This window comes from Kineococcus rugosus (assembly GCF_050871975.1).
Classification (GTDB): Bacteria; Actinomycetota; Actinomycetes; order Actinomycetales; family Kineococcaceae; genus Kineococcus.
The window spans coordinates 25,454-44,207 of sequence record NZ_JBJLSJ010000039.1 but is presented as its reverse complement, the minus strand read 5'-3'; the positions used below and the strand labels follow the sequence as shown (position 1 = coordinate 44,207).

The following is an 18,754-nucleotide window of genomic DNA, read 5'->3' as shown; positions in this document are numbered from 1 at the left end:
GCCTCAGAGACTGAACGCCGCCAGGCCTTGCCCGGCTGGCTGCACGTCTACAACCATCACCGCCACCACACCGCCCTCGGCGGGCTACCGCCCGCCTCCCGCGTCACCAACCTCAGTGGTCAGTACATCTAGCGGTGCTCTAGCGGTCCAGGACGACCTCCTCGGCGTCCGAGGGCGTCGTGGGCTTGTAGCCGTAGCCGTACTCGTAGGCGTACGAGAAGTCCGACGCCTTCGAGGGGACCATCGTCAGCACGCCCCCCAGGACCGTCGCGTCCACCGCGCGCAGCCGCTCCAGCGCGCGGACCAGGTGGTCGCGGGTCGTGCGGGCGTGCCGGACGACGACGACCGCGCCGTCGGCCTGCCGGGCCAGCACGGCCGCGTCGGCCACCGGCAGCAGCGGCGGCGTGTCCACGACCACCAGGTCCGCGCGCTCGCGGAGCCGCTCCAGCAGGTCGCTCATGTGCCGGGACCCCAGCAGCGCGGCCGGGTTCAGCGGGATCGGCCCGGCGGCCAGCACGGACAGGCCCGTGTCGCCGTACGGCTGCAGGACGTCGTCGAGGTCGACGCGGCCCGCGAGGACGGTGGTGAGCCCGGCGCTGTCCTCGACGCCGAGGTAGTCGGCCACCCGCGGCAGCCGCAGGTCGCCCTCGACGAGGATCGTGCGCAGCCCCGCCGCCGCCGAGGTCAGGGCCAGGTTCACCGCCGTCGTGCTCTTGCCCTCCCCGGGCAGCGCCGACGTCACGACCACCAGCCGCGGCGGGCGGTCGACGTCCGCGAACTGCAGGTTCGTGCGGATCTGCCGCAGCGCCTCCGACTGCGGCGAGCGGGAGCCGTCGACGACGAGCTCGGGCCGCGGGCCGCCGGCCCCGGCCGGCACCGAGCCCAGGGCGGGCGCCCCGAGGTCGGTGATGGTCGCCAGCGTCTTGACGGTGGTGTCCAGGACCTCGCGCAGGATCGCCAGCCCGGTGCCCAGGACCGCACCGGCCAGCAGCCCCAGCGCCAGCACGCGCACCAGGTCGGGGGCGATGGGGTCGCCGCGGACCTCCGCCGGGCGCAGCACGTTGATGCGCACCGGGCTCATCGTCTCGGGGGTGGCCTGCTCCAGCTCGCTGACGACGGTGCCGAAGTGCCGGGCGATGGAGTTCGCGACGTCGGCGGCCAGCTCGGGGGAGGACTCGTCGACGGTGACCTCGATGAGGACGGTCCCGATGGGCGCCGTGGAGTTGACGTGCTCGGCCAGCGCGCGGGGCGTGGTGTCCAGGTCCAGCTCGCGGATCACCGGGGCCAGGACCTTCGGGCTGGTCAGGACGCTGGTGTAGGACTGCACCCGCTGCTGGGTGAACATGCTGCCCTGCATGAGCAGCGCCGCGTTGCCCGAGTCGTACATCGACACGAACAGCAGGCAGTCGGCCCGGTACACCGGCGCGCTGGTGGAGTACGCGCCGAACCCGGCGCCACCACCGAGCAGCACGGACAGGACCACGAGGATCCAGTGCTTGCGCAGCGCGCGCAGGTAGTCGACGAGGTCCACGGGCGTCCATCGGCGCCCGTCACCGGCAGTTGACCCCCGGCGCGGCCGGTGTCCGCCGAACGGGTCGGAACCAGCCCGGCCGGGACCGTGGACCTCAAGTCGACACGCCGTCGCGACGACGACCACTCACGTCGGAGGAGTCGCTGTGGTACGGGAAACGGACGGGAGGGCACGCGTGACGATGACGAGCGGCCCCGGCACCGTCGTGCGCCCGGCGGGCGGACGGCTCGCGCCCGCCCCGCCCCGCCCGACCCGCCGGCTCCCGCAGCTGTCCCTGCTGCTCCTGGGCACCGACGCGCTCAGCGTCCTGGCCGTCGTCCTGCTGCTGGGGCAGCGGTCCCCGGTCGTGGCCGTCTTCTCCGCGTCCGTGCTGGTCCTGCACGCCCTGACGGGGCTGTACCGGCCGCGCCTGGAGCTCAGCGTCCTCGACGACCTGCCCCTGCTCGCCGGGGGAGCGGTCGGCGCGCTCGGGATCGCCTCCATCGCCCAGGGCGCCCTGGGGCTCGGGGCGGTGGACGGTCCCGCCCTGCGGGCGGCCCTGCTCCAGACCGTGCTCGTCGTCGGCGCCCGCACGCTCCTGTACGCCGTCCGCGTCCGGCACCGCGTGCGGGGCCGGGTCGCGGCCCGGACCCTCGTCGTCGGCTGCGGCGGCCTGGGGGCCCAGCTCGTCGAGATCCTCGACTCCGGCCGGTACGGCCTGCGCCCCGTCGGCTTCGTCGACGACGACCCCCGGCTGCCCGCCGGGGCGCGCCCGCTGCCCGTCCTCGGCGGCGTCTCCGACCTGCCCCACCTCGTGCGCCGGCACCGGGCGGACGTCGTCGTCATCGGCTACTCCAACGCCCCCGAGAGGGTCGTCGTCGACGTCCTGCGCAGCTGCCAGGGGCTCGACGTGGAGATCTTCACCGTCCCGCGGTTCTGGCAGGTCGTCTCGACCCACCGCGCCGTCGACTCCGTGCGCGGCGTGCCCCTCGTCCAGCTGCGGCGGCCGGCCTTCCGGGCCCCCACCTGGCCGCTCAAGCGCGCCCTGGACGTCGTGGCCTCCGCGCTCGGCCTCGTCGCGGTCAGCCCGGTCCTGCTGCTGTGCGCGCTGCTGGTCCGCGCCGAGGTCGGCCCCGGGGTGCTGTTCCGGCAGGAACGGGTCGGCCTGGACGGGCGGACCTTCCCGCTGCTGAAGCTGCGCACGATGCGCCCGCTGCCCGACTCCGACACCCGGTGGGACGTCCAGGACCGGGTGGGCCCGGTCGGCGGCTGGCTGCGCCGGCTGTCCCTCGACGAGCTGCCCCAGCTGTGGAACGTGCTGCGCGGCGACATGTCCCTCGTCGGTCCCCGCCCCGAGCGCCCCTACTTCGTGGACAAGTTCACCCGCGACCACGACGACTACCTCTGGCGGCACCGGGTGCCCGTCGGCGTCACCGGGTGGGCCCAGGTCAACGGGCTGCGCGGGGACACCTCGATCTCCGAGCGCGCCCGGTTCGACAACCACTACGTGGAGAACTGGTCGCTGTGGCTGGACGTCAAGATCCTGCTGCGGACCGTCGGCCAGCTGGTCACGGCGGCCGGGCGGTGACCCCGCTCGTCCTCGTCCTCGGCACCGCCGACTGGGACGCCCCCATCGCGACGAACCAGCACCACGTCACCGCGGCCCTGGCCCGGCAGTGGCCCGTGGTCTTCACCGAGGGCGCCGGCACCCGCGCCCTGCGCCCCTCCGACGCCCGGCGGGTGCTGCGGCGGCTGCGCGCCACCCCCTCCACGACCGGCCGCGCCGTCCCGGACGGCGTGGAGGTCGTCACCCCCCGGCTCGTCCCGCACCACGCGCCGTCCACGCGGGCGCTGAACCGGCGGCTGCTGCAGCGGCAGGTCCGCCGCTGGACCGCGCACCCCGGTCCGCGCCTGCTGTGGACGTACACGCCCTTCACCTACGGCCTCGAGGCGCACGCCGACCGGACCGTCTACCACCTCGTCGACCTGCTGCACGAGAACCCCGGCGTCCACCGCGGGCGGCTGCTGGCCGCCGAGCGCGCGCTGCGCGCCGACCTCGCGCTCGCCACCAGCCCCGCCGTCGAGGAGCACCTGCGCGCGCAGGGGTTCACGGCCACCCGGTGCCTGCCGAACGTCTGCGACGCCGGCCCCTTCACCGCCGCCCGCGAACGCGCCGTCCCCCGGGGGAGCACGGTCGTCTTCGCCGGGACCCTCGCCCCGCACAAGGTGGACCTGCCGCTGCTGCTCGACCTCGCCGTCGCGCTGCGCGGGACGGGCCGGCTGCGGCTCGTGGGGCCCGTCACCGACCCCGCCCACGAGACGTGGCGGCGGCTGGTCGGCGCGGGCGCCGAGGTCGTCGGCACGCTGCCCGCCGCCGACCTCGCCACCGAGCTCGCCACCGCGACCGTGGGGGTCGTGCCGTACCGGGTGTCCCCGCTGACCGTGGGCATCTCCCCGCTGAAGACGTACGAGTACCTCGCCGCGGGGCTGCCCGTCGTCAGCACCCCCCTGCCGGCGATCGAGCCGGTGCCCGGGGCGGTCTTCGTCCGCGAGCGCCACGAGTTCGTCGCCCAGGTGCTCGACCTGCTGCGCGACGGCGACCCGGGCCGCCCCGAGCGCGTGGCCCGGCACGCCCGGGGGCACGACTGGGCCACCCGCGGCCAGGAGCTGCGCGACGCCGCGCGCACCCTGCTCACCGGCGTCTGACCGCCCGCGTCAGGACCGGCGGAGCACCCCCGCCGCGACCCGCCGCCACGGCCCGGGCAGCGCGCACGCCACCGCCCACACCAGCGCGACGGACCCCGCGACCGCGACCAGCCCCGCCCACCCGCCGCCCGGCACCACCCGCCCGGCCAGCACGGCCAGGACCGCCGCCAGGCCCGCCGGCGGGGCGCAGACCAGCAGCCACCGGCCCAGCTCCGCGCCCACCCCCAGCGCCCGCGCCGCCGCGGCCGTCGTCACCACCGACCCGGCCGAGGCGGCCAGCCCCACCGTGACCGGCCCCAGCACGGGGTGCGCCAGCACGTTCACCGCGACCGTCACGGCCAGGCCCGCCAGCAGCGACGCCACCGCCGCCCGGTTGCGCCCGGCCGCGTTCAGCGCCTTCACCAGCACGTACGCGCACGACTGGGCCCAGAAGCCCACCCCCAGGCCCGTCAGCACCGCCGCCGACGTCGCCACCGACGTCGCGTCGAACGCCCCCCGCGCGTACAGGACCCGCACCACGGGGGCCGCCCCCACCGTCAGCACCACCGACGACGGCACCACCACCAGCAGCAACCCCGGCAGGACCGCGACCAGGCGCTCGCGGGCCGCGGCCGCGCCGAGCCCGGACAGGGTCGCCAGGCCCGCCAGCCCCAGCGGCACCGCGAGGAGGTTCACGCCCGTCGCCGCGACGAACCGGGCGTAGTCGACGGCCGCGACGACGTGGTCGCCGAGCAGCGAGGCGACGACCCGCTCGGTGACGACCGACCCCTGCAGGGCGACGGGCAGCAGCAGCAGCGGGCGCACCCGGCGCCAGCAGCGCAGCGCCAGCTCCCGGCCCCCCGCCCCGGCGGCGGTGGGCAGCAGGTGGCGGACGCTGCGCGCGCCCCACGCGTGCAGCGCGAGGTAGGCGAGGGTGAAGCCCGAGGCCAGCAGGACCGGTTCGCCCAGCGCCCAGGCCGCCCCGAGCGAGGCGATCATCCCGACGTTCTGCACGGTCGCGCGGACGCTGGACAGCCGGAACCCGCCGTGGGACATCTCCAGGTAGCCGAGCAGCGAGAACTGCAGGTAGCTCGGGACGCCGCACGCCATGACCTGCAGGAACCGCGCCGAGGTGGTCGCCGTCGCGTCGTCCAGGCCGGGGGCGAGCAGGTCCACCACCGGCCGGGCCAGCACGAGCAGGACCGCCACCAGCAGCGCCGACAGCACCCACGCCCCGGCCCGCACCGCCCGGAACAGGCTCGCCGCGCGGGAGGGGTCGGTGCGCAGCAGCTCGGTGTGCAGCGGCAGGAACCCGGCGGACAGGACGTCGGCGGTGAACAGGTCGACGGGGACGAGGGTGCCCGTCTGGGCCACCCGCGCGGCCGTCGCCGGGGCGCCCGTGCCGTAGGCCGCCGCGAGCAGCACCTCGCGCAGCGCCCCGAGCAGCTTGCCGGCCAGGCCGCCCAGCACGAGGCGGCGCACGGCGTCGCGCATCAGCCGGCCCCCAGCAGGCCGGCGTACCGGGCGGCGACGTGCGCCAGGTCGTAGCGGGCCGGCAGCAGGGACCCCCCGCGCGGGGCGGCGAGGGCCCGGCGGACCGCGGCCGCCAGCTCCCGCGGGTCGGCGGCGTCGACCCGTTCCACGGCGGCGGCCCCGGCCACGGGGGCGGTGGTCAGCGACGTCACCACGGGCGTGCCGCAGGCCAGCGACTCCAGGACCGCCATCGGCAGCCCCTCCCGCCACTGCGACGTGAGCAGCGAGACGTCGGCCGCCGCCTGCAGCTGCGGGAGCCGGTCGCGGTCGACGGCCCCCAGGGACCGGACCCGGTCGGCCACCCCCAGCTCGCGGGCGAGCCGCTCCAGCGCGGGCCGGTCCGGTCCGTCCCCGGCCAGCACCAGCGTGGCGGCCGGCAGGTGCGGCAGCAGCCGGATCGAGCGGTCCACCCGCTTCTGCGGGTGCAGCCGGCCCGCGACGAGCAGCAGCTCCCCGTCCACGGCCAGCTCGGCCCGCAGCCCGGCACGGACCTCGGCGCGCGTCCGCCCGCGCGGGTCGGGCCGGAAGACCGTCGTGTCGACCCCGTTCTCCACGAGGTGGACGGCCGGCATCGCCACCCAGCGGCCCAGCGGCGCGCGGGTCAGGGAGTCCCGGACGCTGGGGCCCACGGCGACGACGTCGTCGAAGCGCCGGTACGTGCGGACGTCGCGCAGCAGCCCGCGCACGTTCCGCACCGCCGACGCCGTGGCCCGCAGCCGGCGGCTGCCGAGCTTGGAGGTGAGCTCCGCGACGGACGTCCCGTGCGCCTGCAGGACCGTGCGGGCCCCGAACCGGGCGGGCAGGTCCACCCCGGAGAACGCGCCCGCGCTGACGGACAGGACCCCGCTGACGCCCCCGGCGCGCAGCTCCGCCTCCAGCGCGGCGCGGGACGCGGCCCACCAGGCGCGGGAGTAGCGGCCGGGGGCCGTCCCCGGCAGCGCCCGCACCCGCACCCCGTCCCGGGTGGCGTCGGCCCCCGGCAGCGCCGTGGTCAGGACCGTCACCTCGCAGCGCGCGGCCAGCGCCCGGCACAGGTCCCACGCCACCGACTCCATGCCGCCCGCGCGGTGCAGCGGCAGCCCGCGGGTGAGGACGACGACCCGGCTCACCGGCGCGTCCCCGCGCCGCGCAGCCCGTCGAGCAGGTCCTCGAGCACCGCCGTCCGCCGGACGACGTCGAACCCGGCGTGGACGTGCGCCCGCGCCGCCGCCCCCAGCGACCGGGCCAGCGCGTCGTCGTCCAGGACGCGGCGCAGCGCCGCGGCCAGCGACCGCGGGTCGCCCTCGGGCACCAGCAGCCCCGTGCGCCCGTCCACGACCGCCGACGGGATCCCGCCGTGCCGGGTCGCGACGACCGGCCGGCCCATCGCCCCGGCCTCCAGTAGCACCTGGCCCAGGCCCTCCTGGTCGCCCGTGGGACCGGTCGTGCTCGGCAGGCACAGCACCGCCGAGGTCGCGATGCGCCGCAGCGTCGCCGCGTGGTCGAGGGCGCCGGTGAACTCCACGTCCAGCCGCAGCCGCCGCGCCAGGTCGGTCAGCGACGCCCGCAGCGGCCCCTCGCCCACGCACGTCAGGTGCACGCCGGGCAGGCCGGCGAGCGCCCGGAACAGGTCCGCGTGCCCCTTCTTGGGGACCAGCCGACCGACGTGGACGACGGTGCGGGGGCGCGCGGGCAGGACCGGCAGGTCGTCCAGCCGGATGCCCAGGTGGTGCGTCACGGTCCGCGCGGCGGGGAACCCGCGCGCCAGCAGCCGCGCCCGCAGGTGGTCGGACACGGGCAGGAACAGGTCGCCGCGGCGGGCCAGCGCGCCCGTCCGGCGCAGGTACGTCCACCACGACAGCCGCCGCGACCGCAGCAGGTCGAGGCGGGAGGTCGTGGCGTCGAAGCCGTGGAACACCGTCGCCAGCGGGACCCCGGCGCGCCGGGCCGCGGGCAGCGCGCAGGCCGCCTCGACCCCGAAGTGGGCCAGGACCGCGTCGGCCCGCGCGGAGACCAGCAGGTCGCGCAGCGCCCGCGAGGACACCCCGGCGGTGTGCAGGGCCCCGGCCCGCGGGCCCAGCGACAGGCCCGGCACCCCGGGGGGCAGCGCGTCCCGGGAGACCAGCACCGGTTCCCACCGGGAGAACGCGCCGGCCTGGGTGAGGACGAACGGCTCGGAGGGCAGCCCGAAGGTGTGCCGCAGGACCGCTACGCGGGGCACGGCACCGCCTCGGGCGCGCGGTGGGCCGCGGCGCGGCGCGCGGTCACCAGACCCAGCAGCATCGCCAGCAGGATCATCGACTTCGCCTCCCCGTAGACGGCGGTGTTGTCGCCCATCCCGTGCACCAGGACCCACCACCACGCCCCGAGCGCGAACGCCGCCGTGCGCGCCAGGTGCGTCCCGACGCCGCGGACCACCGTCGCGGTCAGCACGACCAGGACCGTCACGGCCAGGTTCAGCAGCCCGGCGACGCCGGGCAGGCCGCTGGAGGCCCACGCCGCGATGAACAGGTTGTGCGGCGGCAGCGCGTCGATGCCGAGCGCGGCGAACTGCTCGATCGTGCGCGACCAGCCGCCGAACCCCAGCCCCAGGACGAGGTGCTCGCGGAACATCTGCACCGCGAAGTCCCACATCGGCTGCCGGCTCGCCAGGCTCTCGGAGGAGGCGTCGGCGTACCCGGGCACGTACCGCTCCAGGAGCCCCGGCAGCAGCCACACCCCGAGGCCGACCGCGGCGGCGGCCTGCGGCAGGAACCACCGCGCGCGGGGGCGGCCGAGCACCTGGACGCCGCGCACGGCCAGCGGCAGGACGAGGGCGAGGGCCGCCGCCGTCTTCGACCCCGTCGCGAACGTCGCCGACCAGCAGACCAGGGCGCCGGCGGCGTGCAGCCGCCGTCGCCGCCCGCGCAGCCCCACCCCCAGGGCCAGGAAGCAGAACGTCGCGACGCCCAGGAACATCGACGACACGTTGGCGTTGATGAAGAACCCGCCCGCCTTCACCGGGTCGGTCACGTTGTTCGCGCCGCCGTCGAAGAACGCCGTCATGGCGTCGGGCCCCACGACGAGGACCGCCAGCGGGGACCGCAGGAACGCGGCCTCGACGGCCGGGGCGAGCCGGAACACCCACACCAGCACGGCGTCGAGGACGGCCCAGCCCAGGACGACGGTGAACGGCCCGGCCAGGGCGCCGGGCCGTTCCCGCTCGACGCGGGTGGCGTACAGCGCGAGGAACGCGAACGACAGCAGCCGCGCCACCTCCAGGACGCCCACCACGGGGTCCGGCGACCAGCTGATCGCCAGGCCCTGCAGCACGGCGAGCAGCAGGACGGCGCGGAGCACCGGGTCGCGCAGCGGCAGCTCCTTGCGCTCCAGCAGCCAGCAGACGGCGATGAGGATGGTCCAGCACTGGCTCAGCGGCAGGTTCGCCGTCGCGAGCGGCCCCACGTACACCTGCGGGACCGCCAGGAACGCCGCCACCGCCAGCCGGGTGCGGTCCGTGGCGGTCACGCAGAGCAGCAGGCCGGTGAAGGCGCCGGCCGCGGCGAGGACGAGCTGCAGGATCACCGCAGGACCCCGGCGTGCGCGCCCGCCCACGCCAGCACGCGCTCGCGGAACCGGCCCACGTCGAACGCGGCGGCGCGGCGGCGGCAGCCGTCGGGGGTGCACGCCTCGGCGCGGGGGACCGCCGCGGCCAGCGCGTCCACGCGCAAGTCGTCGACGAGCGCGCCGCTGACGCCGTCGAGGACGGTCTCCCCGGAGCCGCCGCGGGCGGGCGCGACGACGGGGGTGCCCGAGGCCATGGCCTCCACGGGGACGATGCCGAAGTCCTCGACGGTGGGGAACAGCAGGACGGCGGCGCGGTGCAGCAGCTCGTGCACGGTCCGCCGGGAGGGGCGGTCCAGCACGACGACGGGCACGGTGGCCGTCGCGGCGCGCTCGCGCAGCGCCGCGAGCAGCGGCCCGGCGCCGGCCAGGACGAGGGGCCGGCGGGCGCGCTCGGCGACGTCGACGGCGAGCAGGTGGTTCTTGTAGGGCACGAACCGGCCCAGGGCGAGCAGGAAGCCGTCGGGCAGGTCGAGGGTCGGTGCGGGGGCCGCGGCGAAGGCGGCGACGTCGACGGGCGGGTGGACGACGGTGGCCTCGCGGCCCCAGAACCGCTCGACGCGGCGGGCGACCTCGGCGCTGTTGGCGGCGAAGGCGGTGACCCGCCGGGCGGCGCGGTGGTCGGCGGCGGCCAGGGCCCGGCGGGCGGGCGCGAGCAGCGGGGAGGTGCCGCGGCCGTCGAGCTCGGGGCTCCACACGTACCGGGCGGGGGTGTGGACGTAGGCGAGGTGCACGCCGCCGGGGGCGACGAGCCGGTTGGACGTCGCGAAGGCGTGGTGGGAGGTGACGACGAGGTCGTAGCTGCGCTGCACGTCGCGCGCGTGCGCCGCCCAGGCGGCCGGCATCAGGGGCAGCGTCAGCGCCCGGGGCGCGGGCAGGGCGTCGAGGGCGGTGGTGCGGACGCGGCGCCCGCCCAGGTCCAGCGCGACGGCGGGGTCGACGGTCAGGGCGTGCAGGTCGGCGTCCGGCCACAGCCCGGCGAGGACCTCGAAGACCTGCTCGGCGCCGGCGCGGGCGGCGACCCACTCGTGCACGAGGGCGGTGCGGGGGGCGGCCGGGGCGGCGCGCGGGGGAGTGGGCATGGCACCCCTCCGGTCGGCGCGCGGGCCGTGGACCTGAGGGCGATCACGCACGGTGTCGCGTGCTAGCGTTCCTGCGTCGTAGCCGTCGGTCGCAGGAGGTCCACCGTGAAGAAGCTGCTGCTGGTGGGGTTGCTCGCCGGGGGCGTCTTCGCCTGGCGCCGCAAGGCGTCGCAGAAGGCCGAGCGCGACCTGTGGGCCGAGGCCACCGACACGGTGCGCTGAGGTCCGGAACCACCCGGGGGCATGGCGCAATTGGTAGCGCACCTGCTTTGCAAGCAGGGGGTTAGGGGTTCGAGTCCCCTTGCCTCCACCGGGAACCGCTGAGGCCGGTCACGTCGTCGACGTGACCGGCCTCTCGCGCGTCCCCGTCCGACCGCCCCCGCAGCGGGGAGCGGCCGGGGGCGGGGTCAGGCCTTCCGGCCGCCCTCGGTGTCGTCGGTCGGCTCCGCGACGGACGTGTCGTCCACCGACGCGCCGCCGAGGGTCGAGTTCTGGACGATCGGGTCGGCGTCGGCCGCGGCGGCCGCGGCCGGGTCGGACAGCGGCACCGGCGCCGCGTGCGGCGCCTCGTCGTCGACCCCCGCGTACGACGTCTCGTCCGACGTCCCGGTGGCCTCCTCGAGCTTCTCCGTCGACGCGGCCGCCGCCGGGGTGGTGGGCGTCGTCGCCGCGGGGGCGGGGGTCCACGCGGCGCCGGGGGCCGACCACGGGTCCTCCTTCTTGCCGCGCGTGACGGCCCAGACGGCCGCGCCGCCCGCCGCGAGGATGGTCAGGACGAGCAGCTTCTTCCCGCTGCCGCCCTTCTTCTCATGCTTCTTCTTCGCGGCGGCGCCGGTCACGGCGGCCAGCGTCGCGGCGGGGTGCTTCTTCGCCGTCTTCGCGCCCTTCTTCGCGGTCTTCCGCGCGCCCTTGCCCGCGACCCCGGCGGACTTCTGCGCCGCCTTCACGGTGCCGGCGGCCGTGGTGACGGCGGCCGTCGCGCTGGTCAGGGCGGGGCCGGCGGACTCCTTGGCCGTCGTGGCGGCCTCCTGCACGGCCTCGACGAGCTTGGGCAGGAGGTCCTCGACGGCCCGGTGGGCGCCGTCGACCGCGGGGGTCACCTTCTGGACGGCGGCCTCGACGCGCGGCGCGGCGGCCTCCTTGGACGCGGCCCAGCCCTTCTCCAGGCGCGGCTGCGCCCAGTCGACGGCGGTGCCCACCTTCTCGGCGAGCGCGGCGCCCTGGCCCTGCAGGACCTCGGTGCGGCTCTTCGTGTGCGACATGCGTCCTCCTCTGGGTCGTCCTGCTCTGACGTCGCGAACGTCCGGGGCCCGCGACACGTGCCCCGCCTCGACGTGCCGGCGACGATCACCAACCGTCATCCCACCGCAGGTGGGGCCGGTGCGCCACCAGACGCGGAGCTGAGGGCGTGCGGGACCCGTGGAAGGATGAGGGGCATGTACGCCACCCTGCACACCAACCACGGCGACATCCGCCTGGAACTGTTCGAGAACCACGCCCCCAAGACGGTGGCGAACTTCGTGGGCCTCGCCGAGGGCACGAAGGAGTGGCAGGACCCGGCCACCGGTGAGAAGAAGTCGGAGCCCTTCTACGACGGGCTGACCTTCCACCGCGTCATCGACGGCTTCATGATCCAGGGCGGTTGCCCGCGCGGCGACGGCCGCGGCGGCCCCGGCTACCAGTTCGACGACGAGATCCACCCGGACCTGCGCTTCGACAAGAAGTACCTGCTGGCCATGGCCAACGCCGGCAAGATCGCCGGTCACGGCACCAACGGCTCGCAGTTCTTCGTGACCGTCACGAACACCCCGCACCTCAACGGCAAGCACACCATCTTCGGTGAGGTCGCCGACGACGCCAGCCGCGCCGTCGTGGACGCCATCGCGACCGTGCCCGTCGGCCCGGGCGACGCCCCGCGCGAGCCGGTCGTAATCAGCTCGGTGGACGTCGAGCGCGACTGACCCTCGCGGCGAGCGTGAACGACGGGGACGTCCCGCGCGTTGGTCCGGACGTGATCGACGATGAGTGACGTCCCCGTCTGCCCCCGCCACCCCGACCGGGAGTCGTGGGTGCGCTGCCAGCGGTGCGAGCGCCCGGCCTGCCCGCAGTGCCAGCGGCCGGCCGCGGTGGGGGTCCAGTGCGTCGACTGCGTCGCCGAGGCCGCCAAGGGCGTCCGGCAGCCGCGGAGCACGTTCGGCGGGGTCCTGAGGAGCCGTGACACGGTCGTCACGAAGGTCCTCATCGGGGCGTGCCTGGTGATGTTCGCCGGGCGGTACGTGCTGCCGTCGTCCGTGTACGACTGGCTGCCGCTGGTCAACGGCTACTACGCCAACGCCTTCGGCCCCGGCACCTGGTGGCAGCCCCTGACGTCGGCGTTCCTGCACGGCAGCCCGCTGCACCTCCTGCTGAACATGTACGCCCTGTGGATCACGGGGCAGTACCTCGAGCCGCTGCTGGGCCGGGTCCGCTTCGTCGCCCTGTACGTGCTCTCCGCGCTCGGCGGGGCCGTCGGGGGGCTGCTGCTGCCGTTCACGGCGAACAGCTCCCTGGTGGGTGCCTCGGGCGCGATCTTCGGCCTGTTCGCGGCCCTGCTCGTGGTGAACCGCCAGCTGGGGCGGCAGACCGGGCAGATCGCGGCCCTCATCGTCGTGAACTTCCTCGTCGGCGTCTTCGTCGCGGGCATCTCCTGGCAGGCCCACCTCGGGGGGCTGGTCACCGGGGCGCTGGTGGCGACGGCGCTGGCCCGGGGCCGTCGCGGCCGCCGGGCGGTGCAGTGGGCCGGGACGGGGGCCGTGGCGGTCGTGGTGCTCGCGCTGCTGGCGTACGCGGCGACCCGTTCGCCCTTCTGACGCGGGGCCACCGGGAGGTGGTGACGCATCGGAGTCGGCGCCGGGGGAGCGCGCCGCGGCAGGACCGCCGTACTGCTGTCCACAGGCTTTCGCACACCTGTGCGAACCGCTGTCGGCGATCCCCAGCCCGTGGACATCGCTGTGGACGTCCCTCGGGGTTTCCCACAGTCGTCCACAGGCTGTGGAGAAGTCGGTGGACAAAGGTTGTGGACGACGGGGGTCGTCATCCACACTCCGTCCCCAGGTGGTGGACAACACCGGGTCGGCCGGGGGGTCGGCCGGGAGGTCGGGGGAAGCCCTGCTGGTGACTCAGCGTCACGGCAGGGCCGGGACGGTCAGCGTCCCGTCACACGCCCACGGTCGGGCGGGGGTCCGTCTCGGCGTCGCGCCCGCGCTCGGCCCAGCGCCGCGTGTCCGCCGCCAGGTCCTCCCAGTAGCCCGGCTGCCCGGTCGGGGCCGGGGCCAGCCAGCCGTCCTCCATGTGCGTGCACACGGCCGGGTCGGCCGCCGCCAGCCGCCGCCGGCGCGCCGGGCGGCGCAGCGAGGCCACGTCCACCGCACCGCGGACCGCCGTCAGGTACGCGGCGCGGGCCACCCGCAGCACCGGGTTCGACGACGCGCCGGGGTGGTGGTGCACCAGGTCGCGGGCCGTGAAGCGCGGGATGCCCTGCACGGCCAGCAGGCTCGTGTGGTCGAAGTCGCCGCCGGACAGGCAGCACAGCACCAGCAGCCGGTGGTCCTCGCGCAGCGCCCCCACGCGCACCGCGAACGTGCTCGTGGTGCTCTCGTGCGGCACCCAGCGCACCGCGCTGCTCGGGATGGCGTCCTCGCCGCGCGCCGACCGCGGGCGGCGCCACTGCGGCACCCGGCCCTCGATGTCGTCGTGCGTGCCGACGCCGTAGGGGGCGAAGTACTCCGCGCGGTGCCCGGCCGCCGAGCGCAGCAGCGAGACCAGCGCGTCGGGCCGCCACAGGTAGTCGTCCTCGGCGAACAGCACGAGGTCCTGCGCGGACCAGTCCGAGCGGGCCGCGAGCTTCAGCGCCGCCAGGTAGCTGGCCCGGTTGCTGCCCCCGGTGATGGCGCGCACGGACCCGTGGGCTCGCACCAGGTCGAGGCGGTCCTGCGGCAGCGGGCCGTCGTTGAGGAACAGCACCTCCACGCCCTCACCGGCGGCCCGGGCCGTGGCGACGGCGCGCAGGAACGAGTCCAGCGCGAGGGCCTTGGAGTACCAGGACGGCCGACCCTTGGCGTTCTCCCCGCCGTGGGATCGGTAGACGACGTGCAGCACTCGGCCCCCTGGACGGTGTCGTGGTCGGACAGCACCTTAACCCTGACGCCGGGGGAGGTTCTCCCGCCGCGTCAGCGCTCACCCGGTGGGCGCAGCGCGACGCTCAGCGCCAGCGGGTCGTCATCGCGAACCCCACCAGCACCAGCGCGAAGCCGGCCACGAGGTTCCAGTTGTCCCAGCCCGGCACCGGCAGCAGCGAGCTCGACAGGTAGAAGACCACGATCCAGGCCAGGCCCAGGACCATCAGGCCGACCATCGTGTAGATCCACCAGCGCGGGGTGAGCTGGTTCTTCCGCTTCATCGCACGGTCGGTGTCGGCGATCACGTCCTGGTCCTTGCGGCGCCTGCGGCCGGTGGCACCGGTCGCGGCCGCGGTCGCGTCGCTCGTCTCGCCCGTCTCGTCGGACTTCTTGCGGCGGGGCACGTCGACCTCCAGTCGGGGTGGGCGGGGACGGGGGCCGTCACCTCCGGATCAGCGTAGTGCGACGATCGGTGTGCGGTCGGTCGACGCTCGGTGGGTCACGGAGGTGCAGGTGGGGGGTCGTCGGGTCGTCCGGCGCGCCGGGGTGGTCCTCGTGCTCGCCGCCGCCGGTCTGCTCTTCGCGACCAGCGCGCTGACCGCCGGCGGCACCGACCTGCGCTCGGAGTCCGCCGACCTGGGGTCCGTCGTGGCGCAGCGCTCGCGGGAGAACGCCGCGCGCGCCGCGCAGGTCGCCGCGCTGCGCGCCGAGGTCGACGCCCTCAGCCGCGACGTCCCGGCCGGGACCGCGGACCCGCTGCAGGACGCCGCGCTCGGCACGGCCTCGGGGGCGCTGGCCGTCCGGGGGCCGGGGCTGGCCGTCACCCTGGACGACGCCCCCACGGGCGCGGACGACGTGCGCCGCCCCGCGGGCGCCTCGCCCGACGACCTGGTGGTCCACCAGCAGGACGTCGAGGCCGTCGTGAACGCGTTGTGGGCCGGGGGGGCCGAAGCGATGATGATCATGGATCAGCGGGTGGTGTCGACGTCGGCGGTGCGCTGCGTCGGCAACGTCCTGGTCCTGCAGGGCCGCACCTACTCGCCGCCGTACCGGATCGCGGCCGTCGGCGACGTCGACGCCCTGCGCGCGGCGCTGGGGGCCTCCGCCGAGGTCGCCGTCTACCGCCAGTACGTCGCGGCCTACGGCCTGGGCTACGAGGTCGCCGCCGACGACGACCTCGCGCTGCCCGCCTTCGACGGCACCACCCGCCTCGACCACGCCCGGGCGGGGGCGGCGTGATCCGCCGGGCCGTGTCGGTGGTCGGGGAGCTGCTCATCACCGCCGGGGTGCTGACCCTGCTGTTCGTGGTCTGGCAGGTCTACTGGACGGACTTCACCTCCGGGCAGGCGCAGGCCGCCCGGGTCAGCGCGCTGGAGGACCGGTGGGCGGCCCCGGCGCCCGCGGGCACCCCGGCCCCGGCGGCCACCGCGACGGCCCCGGCCGCCGACCCGCCGGTCGACCCCGTCGCGGTCCCCGCGGTGGGCGACCCCTTCGCCATCGTCTACGTGCCCCGCTTCGGGGCCGACTACGCGGTGCCCGTCGTCGAGGGCACCGGCACCGAGGAGCTGAAGGAGGGCATGGGCCACTACCCCGCGACGGCCATGCCCGGTCAGGTCGGCAACTTCGCCGTCGCCGGGCACCGCGTGACCTACGGCAAGCCGCTCAACCGGATCGCCGAGCTCGTCGAGGGCGACGCCGTCGTCGTGGCGACCCGCACGCAGTGGCTGACGTACCGGGTCCGCTCCTGGGAGGTCGTCAGCCCGAAGCAGGTCTCGGTCATCGCCCCGGTGCCCGACCAGCCGGGCGCGACGCCCACGCGGGCGTGGCTGACGCTGACGGCCTGCCACCCGATGTACTCGGCGCGGGAGCGGTACGTCGTGTTCGCGGAGCTGGACTCCGTGCAGGACCGCTCGGCCGGCGAGCCGTCGTCGCTGACCCCGGTGGGGGGCTGATGTACGCGGCGTGGTGGCGGGCTCTGCCCGGGCCGTGGTGGCTGCGGCTGCTCATCAGCCTGCTCGTGGCCGCGGGTGCGGTGCTGCTGTGCTTCACCGTCGTCTTCCCGTTCGTCGCCGACCACCTCGCGATCAACGACGGCACGGTGGAGGGGCGGTAGCGCCCCGTCTCTGGGACGATCACCCGCAACCGACCAGGGAGGGCCACGATGTCCAGCGAGTACGCCCCGCCGAGCGGGTACGGCCAGTACGACCGACCGGCGCCGAAGAACGGGGCCGCGATCGCGGGCCTGGTCCTGGGCGTCGTGGCGCTGCTCCTGTGCTTCACGCTCCTCGCCGCCCCCCTCAGCCTGCTCCTGGCGATCGTGGGCCTGGTCCTGTCGATCGTCGGCTTCCGGCGGGTGGGCCGGGGCCGGGCGACGAACAAGGGCGTCGCCGTCACCGGCCTGGTGATCAACGCCCTCACGATCCTCATCAGCGCCGTGATCTCGGCGCTGGTCATCGCGGGCCTGGTGGTCGCGCTGAACAACGGCGGGTCGGAGGCGTGGGACTGCTTCGTGGACGCCAACGGCGACCAGGCCGCCGTCCAGCGCTGCGTGGACGACCTCAACGCCCGCGCCGGCGTGCAGTGACCCCCGCCCTGTGAAGGGCTCGCGCACGCGCTGCGCAACTGTGACGACTCCGCTCAGGTCGGGGGCCGGTGCGGCCGTACGGTGACCCCGTGCCCACTCCCCTCGACCCGGACCCCCAGCGCCAGGTGCCCGGTGCCGGCCGCCGCGCGCGGGGCCGCCACTCCGACCACGCGCACGGCACCGCGTTCAAGCTGCTGCGGGGGTTCCTCGTCGCGGCCGTCGTGCTGGTGGTCGTGGCGGCCGGCGGCGGGGTGTACGCGTACCACCGGCTCCAGGGCAACATCAACGCCCAGGACGTGACGGGCCTGCTCGGCGACAAGCCCAGCGACGAGTCGGCGGTGGACCCCACGACCGGTCAGGACGCCGTCAACATCCTGGTGATGGGCAGCGACACCCGGGAGCTGTCCGACGGCACGGGGGGCGCGTACGGCGGGGCGGACGCCGACCCCGGCGCCCGCTCGGACACCACGGTGCTGGTGCACCTGGCCGCGGACCGGCAGAGCGCGACGCTGGTGAGCATCCCGCGCGACTCGATGGTCCAGATCCCGGCGTGCACGCTGGAGGACGGGACGACGACGCAGGCGCACAAGGGGCAGTTCAACTCGGCGTTCTCCGAGGGCGGGGCGGCCTGCACGATCAAGACCGTCCAGTCGCTGACGAAGGTCCCGATCGACCACTACGTCGTGGTCGACTTCTCCGGGTTCCGGTCGATGATCGACGCCCTGGACGGGGTGACGATCTGCACGCCCGAGCCCATCGACGACAAGAAGGCCAACCTGCACCTGCCGGCGGGGACGCAGACGGTCGACGGGGAGACGGCCCTGGCGTACGCCCGGGTCCGCTACATCGGCGACGGGTCGGACCTGTCGCGCATCAACCGCCAGCAGGCGCTGATGAGCTCGATGGTGCAGAAGGTCACCGGCTCGGGGATGCTGCTGCGCCCGGACCGGCTGTACTCCTTCCTCGACGCGGCGACGAAGTCGGTCACCACCGACACCGAGCTCGCCGACCTCGGTGAGATCGCCTCGCTGGCGCAGAGCCTGCAGAAGATGCCCGCGAACGGCGTCCAGTTCGTCACCGTGCCCAACGAGCCGTACCCGGCGAACGAGGCGCGCGTGCAGTGGACGGCGGCCGCCGACACCCTGTGGCAGCAAATCCGCACCGACACCGCCGGCCCGGCGGCCACCCCGACGGCGAGCGCGACGACCGACCCGGGGGCGACCTCGCAGCTGCTGGTGGCGCCCTCGAAGGTGTCCGTCCAGGTGGTCAACGTCGGCGGCACCGCGGGGGTGGCGGGCAAGCTCGCGCAGGACCTCGCCGCCGTGGGGTTCGTCCCGGCGGGGACCGGCGACGGGGAGGCCACCGACCCGTCCGCGGACGTCCTCGTCCGGTACGGCACCGACCGGCAGGACTCGGCGAACACGGTCGCGGCCGCCCTCGGCGGGGCGAGGACGCAGCTCGACGCGAGCCTGGGCGCGAGCGTCGTCGTCGAGGTGCGGTCGGCCGGGACGACGGTGACGGACGTGCGCTCGCGGGTGACGGGCACCCCGTCCGCGACGGCGTCGCCGGGCACGCCCATCGCGACCCGCGTGGCCTCGGACGACATCTGCGCCTGAGGCCG

General features: G+C 75.9%; 20 protein-coding genes and 1 tRNA gene. 12 read left to right on the top strand and 9 right to left on the bottom strand.

Annotated features, from left to right (window positions below):
• The coding region (locus ACRYM6_RS19315) for an integrase core domain-containing protein (RefSeq protein ID WP_432544513.1) at positions 1 to 132 on the top strand (132 nt) is incomplete at its 5' end.
• Between the two features lie 7 nt (positions 133 to 139).
• Here ACRYM6_RS19315 and ACRYM6_RS19310 read toward each other — a convergent pair.
• Positions 140 to 1,531: a tyrosine-protein kinase domain-containing protein gene (locus ACRYM6_RS19310; RefSeq protein WP_432544510.1), complete on the bottom strand. Its 1,392-nt coding sequence runs from the start codon at positions 1,529 to 1,531 to the stop codon at positions 140 to 142.
• A 181-nt stretch (positions 1,532 to 1,712) separates the two neighbouring features.
• Here ACRYM6_RS19310 and ACRYM6_RS19305 point away from each other — a divergent pair, with 181 nt between their 5' ends.
• Positions 1,713 to 3,098 (top strand): sugar transferase, encoded by a 1,386-nt coding sequence (locus ACRYM6_RS19305; protein WP_432544512.1) that lies wholly within the window; start codon positions 1,713 to 1,715, stop codon positions 3,096 to 3,098.
• Positions 3,095 to 4,216: a glycosyltransferase gene (locus ACRYM6_RS19300; protein ID WP_432544509.1), complete on the top strand. Its 1,122-nt coding sequence runs from the start codon at positions 3,095 to 3,097 to the stop codon at positions 4,214 to 4,216. The genes ACRYM6_RS19305 and ACRYM6_RS19300 overlap by 4 nt, the downstream gene beginning before the upstream one ends.
• A gap of 9 nt (positions 4,217 to 4,225) precedes the next feature.
• Here ACRYM6_RS19300 and ACRYM6_RS19295 read toward each other — a convergent pair whose 3' ends face one another.
• The 5 genes from ACRYM6_RS19295 to ACRYM6_RS19275 are packed head-to-tail and all read right to left on the bottom strand — an operon-like array spanning position 4,226 to position 10,392.
• Positions 4,226 to 5,689, bottom strand: coding sequence for a lipid II flippase MurJ (locus ACRYM6_RS19295; RefSeq protein WP_432544508.1), 1,464 nt, complete (start codon positions 5,687 to 5,689; stop codon positions 4,226 to 4,228).
• Positions 5,689 to 6,837: a glycosyltransferase family 4 protein gene (locus ACRYM6_RS19290; protein WP_432544507.1), complete on the bottom strand. Its 1,149-nt coding sequence runs from the start codon at positions 6,835 to 6,837 to the stop codon at positions 5,689 to 5,691. Before ACRYM6_RS19290 ends, ACRYM6_RS19295 begins: the two co-directional genes overlap by 1 nt.
• Entirely contained in the window at positions 6,834 to 7,928 is a 1,095-nt protein-coding gene (locus ACRYM6_RS19285) for a glycosyltransferase (protein ID WP_432544506.1), read from the bottom strand. The genes ACRYM6_RS19290 and ACRYM6_RS19285 overlap by 4 nt, the downstream gene beginning before the upstream one ends.
• Positions 7,916 to 9,271, bottom strand: coding sequence for an O-antigen ligase family protein (locus tag ACRYM6_RS19280; protein ID WP_432544505.1), 1,356 nt, complete (start codon positions 9,269 to 9,271; stop codon positions 7,916 to 7,918). Before ACRYM6_RS19280 ends, ACRYM6_RS19285 begins: the two co-directional genes overlap by 13 nt.
• A complete protein-coding gene (locus tag ACRYM6_RS19275) occupies positions 9,268 to 10,392 on the bottom strand; it encodes a glycosyltransferase (protein ID WP_432544504.1) in 1,125 nt (374 codons plus the stop codon). The genes ACRYM6_RS19280 and ACRYM6_RS19275 overlap by 4 nt, the downstream gene beginning before the upstream one ends.
• 105 nt (positions 10,393 to 10,497) lie before the next feature.
• Between ACRYM6_RS19275 and ACRYM6_RS19270 the strand changes: the two genes are divergently transcribed.
• Positions 10,498 to 10,614 (top strand): DLW-39 family protein, encoded by a 117-nt coding sequence (locus ACRYM6_RS19270; RefSeq protein WP_432510187.1) that lies wholly within the window; start codon positions 10,498 to 10,500, stop codon positions 10,612 to 10,614.
• A 15-nt stretch (positions 10,615 to 10,629) separates the two neighbouring features.
• Positions 10,630 to 10,702 (top strand) — tRNA-Ala (locus ACRYM6_RS19265).
• 97 nt (positions 10,703 to 10,799) lie between these two features.
• On the opposite strand, the gene ACRYM6_RS19260 is transcribed toward ACRYM6_RS19265, so the two are convergent.
• Positions 10,800 to 11,654 (bottom strand): hypothetical protein, encoded by an 855-nt coding sequence (locus tag ACRYM6_RS19260; protein WP_432544503.1) that lies wholly within the window; start codon positions 11,652 to 11,654, stop codon positions 10,800 to 10,802.
• Positions 11,655 to 11,828: 174 nt separating this feature from the next.
• Here ACRYM6_RS19260 and ACRYM6_RS19255 point away from each other — a divergent pair, with 174 nt between their 5' ends.
• Positions 11,829 to 12,353 carry a peptidylprolyl isomerase gene (locus ACRYM6_RS19255; RefSeq protein WP_432544502.1) on the top strand — a complete coding sequence of 175 codons (525 nt, stop codon included), beginning with the start codon at positions 11,829 to 11,831 and terminating at the stop codon, positions 12,351 to 12,353.
• Between the two features lie 60 nt (positions 12,354 to 12,413).
• Positions 12,414 to 13,241: a rhomboid family intramembrane serine protease gene (locus ACRYM6_RS19250; protein WP_432544501.1), complete on the top strand. Its 828-nt coding sequence runs from the start codon at positions 12,414 to 12,416 to the stop codon at positions 13,239 to 13,241.
• Between the two features lie 346 nt (positions 13,242 to 13,587).
• Here the strand turns inward: ACRYM6_RS19250 and ACRYM6_RS19245 are convergent, their stop codons facing one another.
• Together ACRYM6_RS19245 and ACRYM6_RS19240 are read right to left on the bottom strand one after the other, a co-directional pair.
• Entirely contained in the window at positions 13,588 to 14,529 is a 942-nt protein-coding gene (locus ACRYM6_RS19245; RefSeq protein WP_432544500.1) for a hypothetical protein, read from the bottom strand.
• 103 nt (positions 14,530 to 14,632) lie between these two features.
• Positions 14,633 to 14,953 carry a cell division protein CrgA gene (locus ACRYM6_RS19240; protein WP_432544499.1) on the bottom strand — a complete coding sequence of 107 codons (321 nt, stop codon included), beginning with the start codon at positions 14,951 to 14,953 and terminating at the stop codon, positions 14,633 to 14,635.
• 109 nt (positions 14,954 to 15,062) lie between these two features.
• Here ACRYM6_RS19240 and ACRYM6_RS19235 point away from each other — a divergent pair, with 109 nt between their 5' ends.
• The 5 genes from ACRYM6_RS19235 to ACRYM6_RS19215 all read left to right on the top strand — a co-directional run bounded on the left by ACRYM6_RS19235 (position 15,063) and on the right by ACRYM6_RS19215 (position 18,749).
• Entirely contained in the window at positions 15,063 to 15,788 is a 726-nt protein-coding gene (locus ACRYM6_RS19235) for a DUF881 domain-containing protein (protein WP_432544498.1), read from the top strand.
• Positions 15,785 to 16,501, top strand: coding sequence for a class E sortase (locus ACRYM6_RS19230; RefSeq protein ID WP_432544497.1), 717 nt, complete (start codon positions 15,785 to 15,787; stop codon positions 16,499 to 16,501). Before ACRYM6_RS19235 ends, ACRYM6_RS19230 begins: the two co-directional genes overlap by 4 nt.
• Entirely contained in the window at positions 16,501 to 16,662 is a 162-nt protein-coding gene (locus ACRYM6_RS19225) for a hypothetical protein (protein ID WP_432544496.1), read from the top strand. Before ACRYM6_RS19230 ends, ACRYM6_RS19225 begins: the two co-directional genes overlap by 1 nt.
• A gap of 48 nt (positions 16,663 to 16,710) precedes the next feature.
• Positions 16,711 to 17,133, top strand: coding sequence for a DUF4190 domain-containing protein (locus ACRYM6_RS19220; RefSeq protein WP_432544495.1), 423 nt, complete (start codon positions 16,711 to 16,713; stop codon positions 17,131 to 17,133).
• Positions 17,134 to 17,222: 89 nt separating this feature from the next.
• Complete coding sequence (locus ACRYM6_RS19215) at positions 17,223 to 18,749, top strand: LCP family protein (RefSeq protein WP_432544494.1); 1,527 nt, start codon at positions 17,223 to 17,225, stop codon at positions 18,747 to 18,749.
• Positions 18,750 to 18,754 lie beyond the last annotated feature (5 nt).

Coding starts and splice junctions, on each gene's coding strand:
- ACRYM6_RS19295 (WP_432544508.1), bottom strand. CDS start 5,689: ATGCGCGACGCCGTGCGCCGCCTCGTGCTGGGCGGCCTGGCCGGCAAG.
- ACRYM6_RS19225 (WP_432544496.1), top strand. CDS start 16,501: ATGTACGCGGCGTGGTGGCGGGCTCTGCCCGGGCCGTGGTGGCTGCGG.
- ACRYM6_RS19260 (WP_432544503.1), bottom strand. CDS start 11,654: ATGTCGCACACGAAGAGCCGCACCGAGGTCCTGCAGGGCCAGGGCGCC.
- ACRYM6_RS19275 (WP_432544504.1), bottom strand. CDS start 10,392: ATGCCCACTCCCCCGCGCGCCGCCCCGGCCGCCCCCCGCACCGCCCTC.
- ACRYM6_RS19255 (WP_432544502.1), top strand. CDS start 11,829: ATGTACGCCACCCTGCACACCAACCACGGCGACATCCGCCTGGAACTG.
- ACRYM6_RS19305 (WP_432544512.1), top strand. CDS start 1,713: ATGACGAGCGGCCCCGGCACCGTCGTGCGCCCGGCGGGCGGACGGCTC.
- ACRYM6_RS19220 (WP_432544495.1), top strand. CDS start 16,711: ATGTCCAGCGAGTACGCCCCGCCGAGCGGGTACGGCCAGTACGACCGA.
- ACRYM6_RS19250 (WP_432544501.1), top strand. CDS start 12,414: ATGAGTGACGTCCCCGTCTGCCCCCGCCACCCCGACCGGGAGTCGTGG.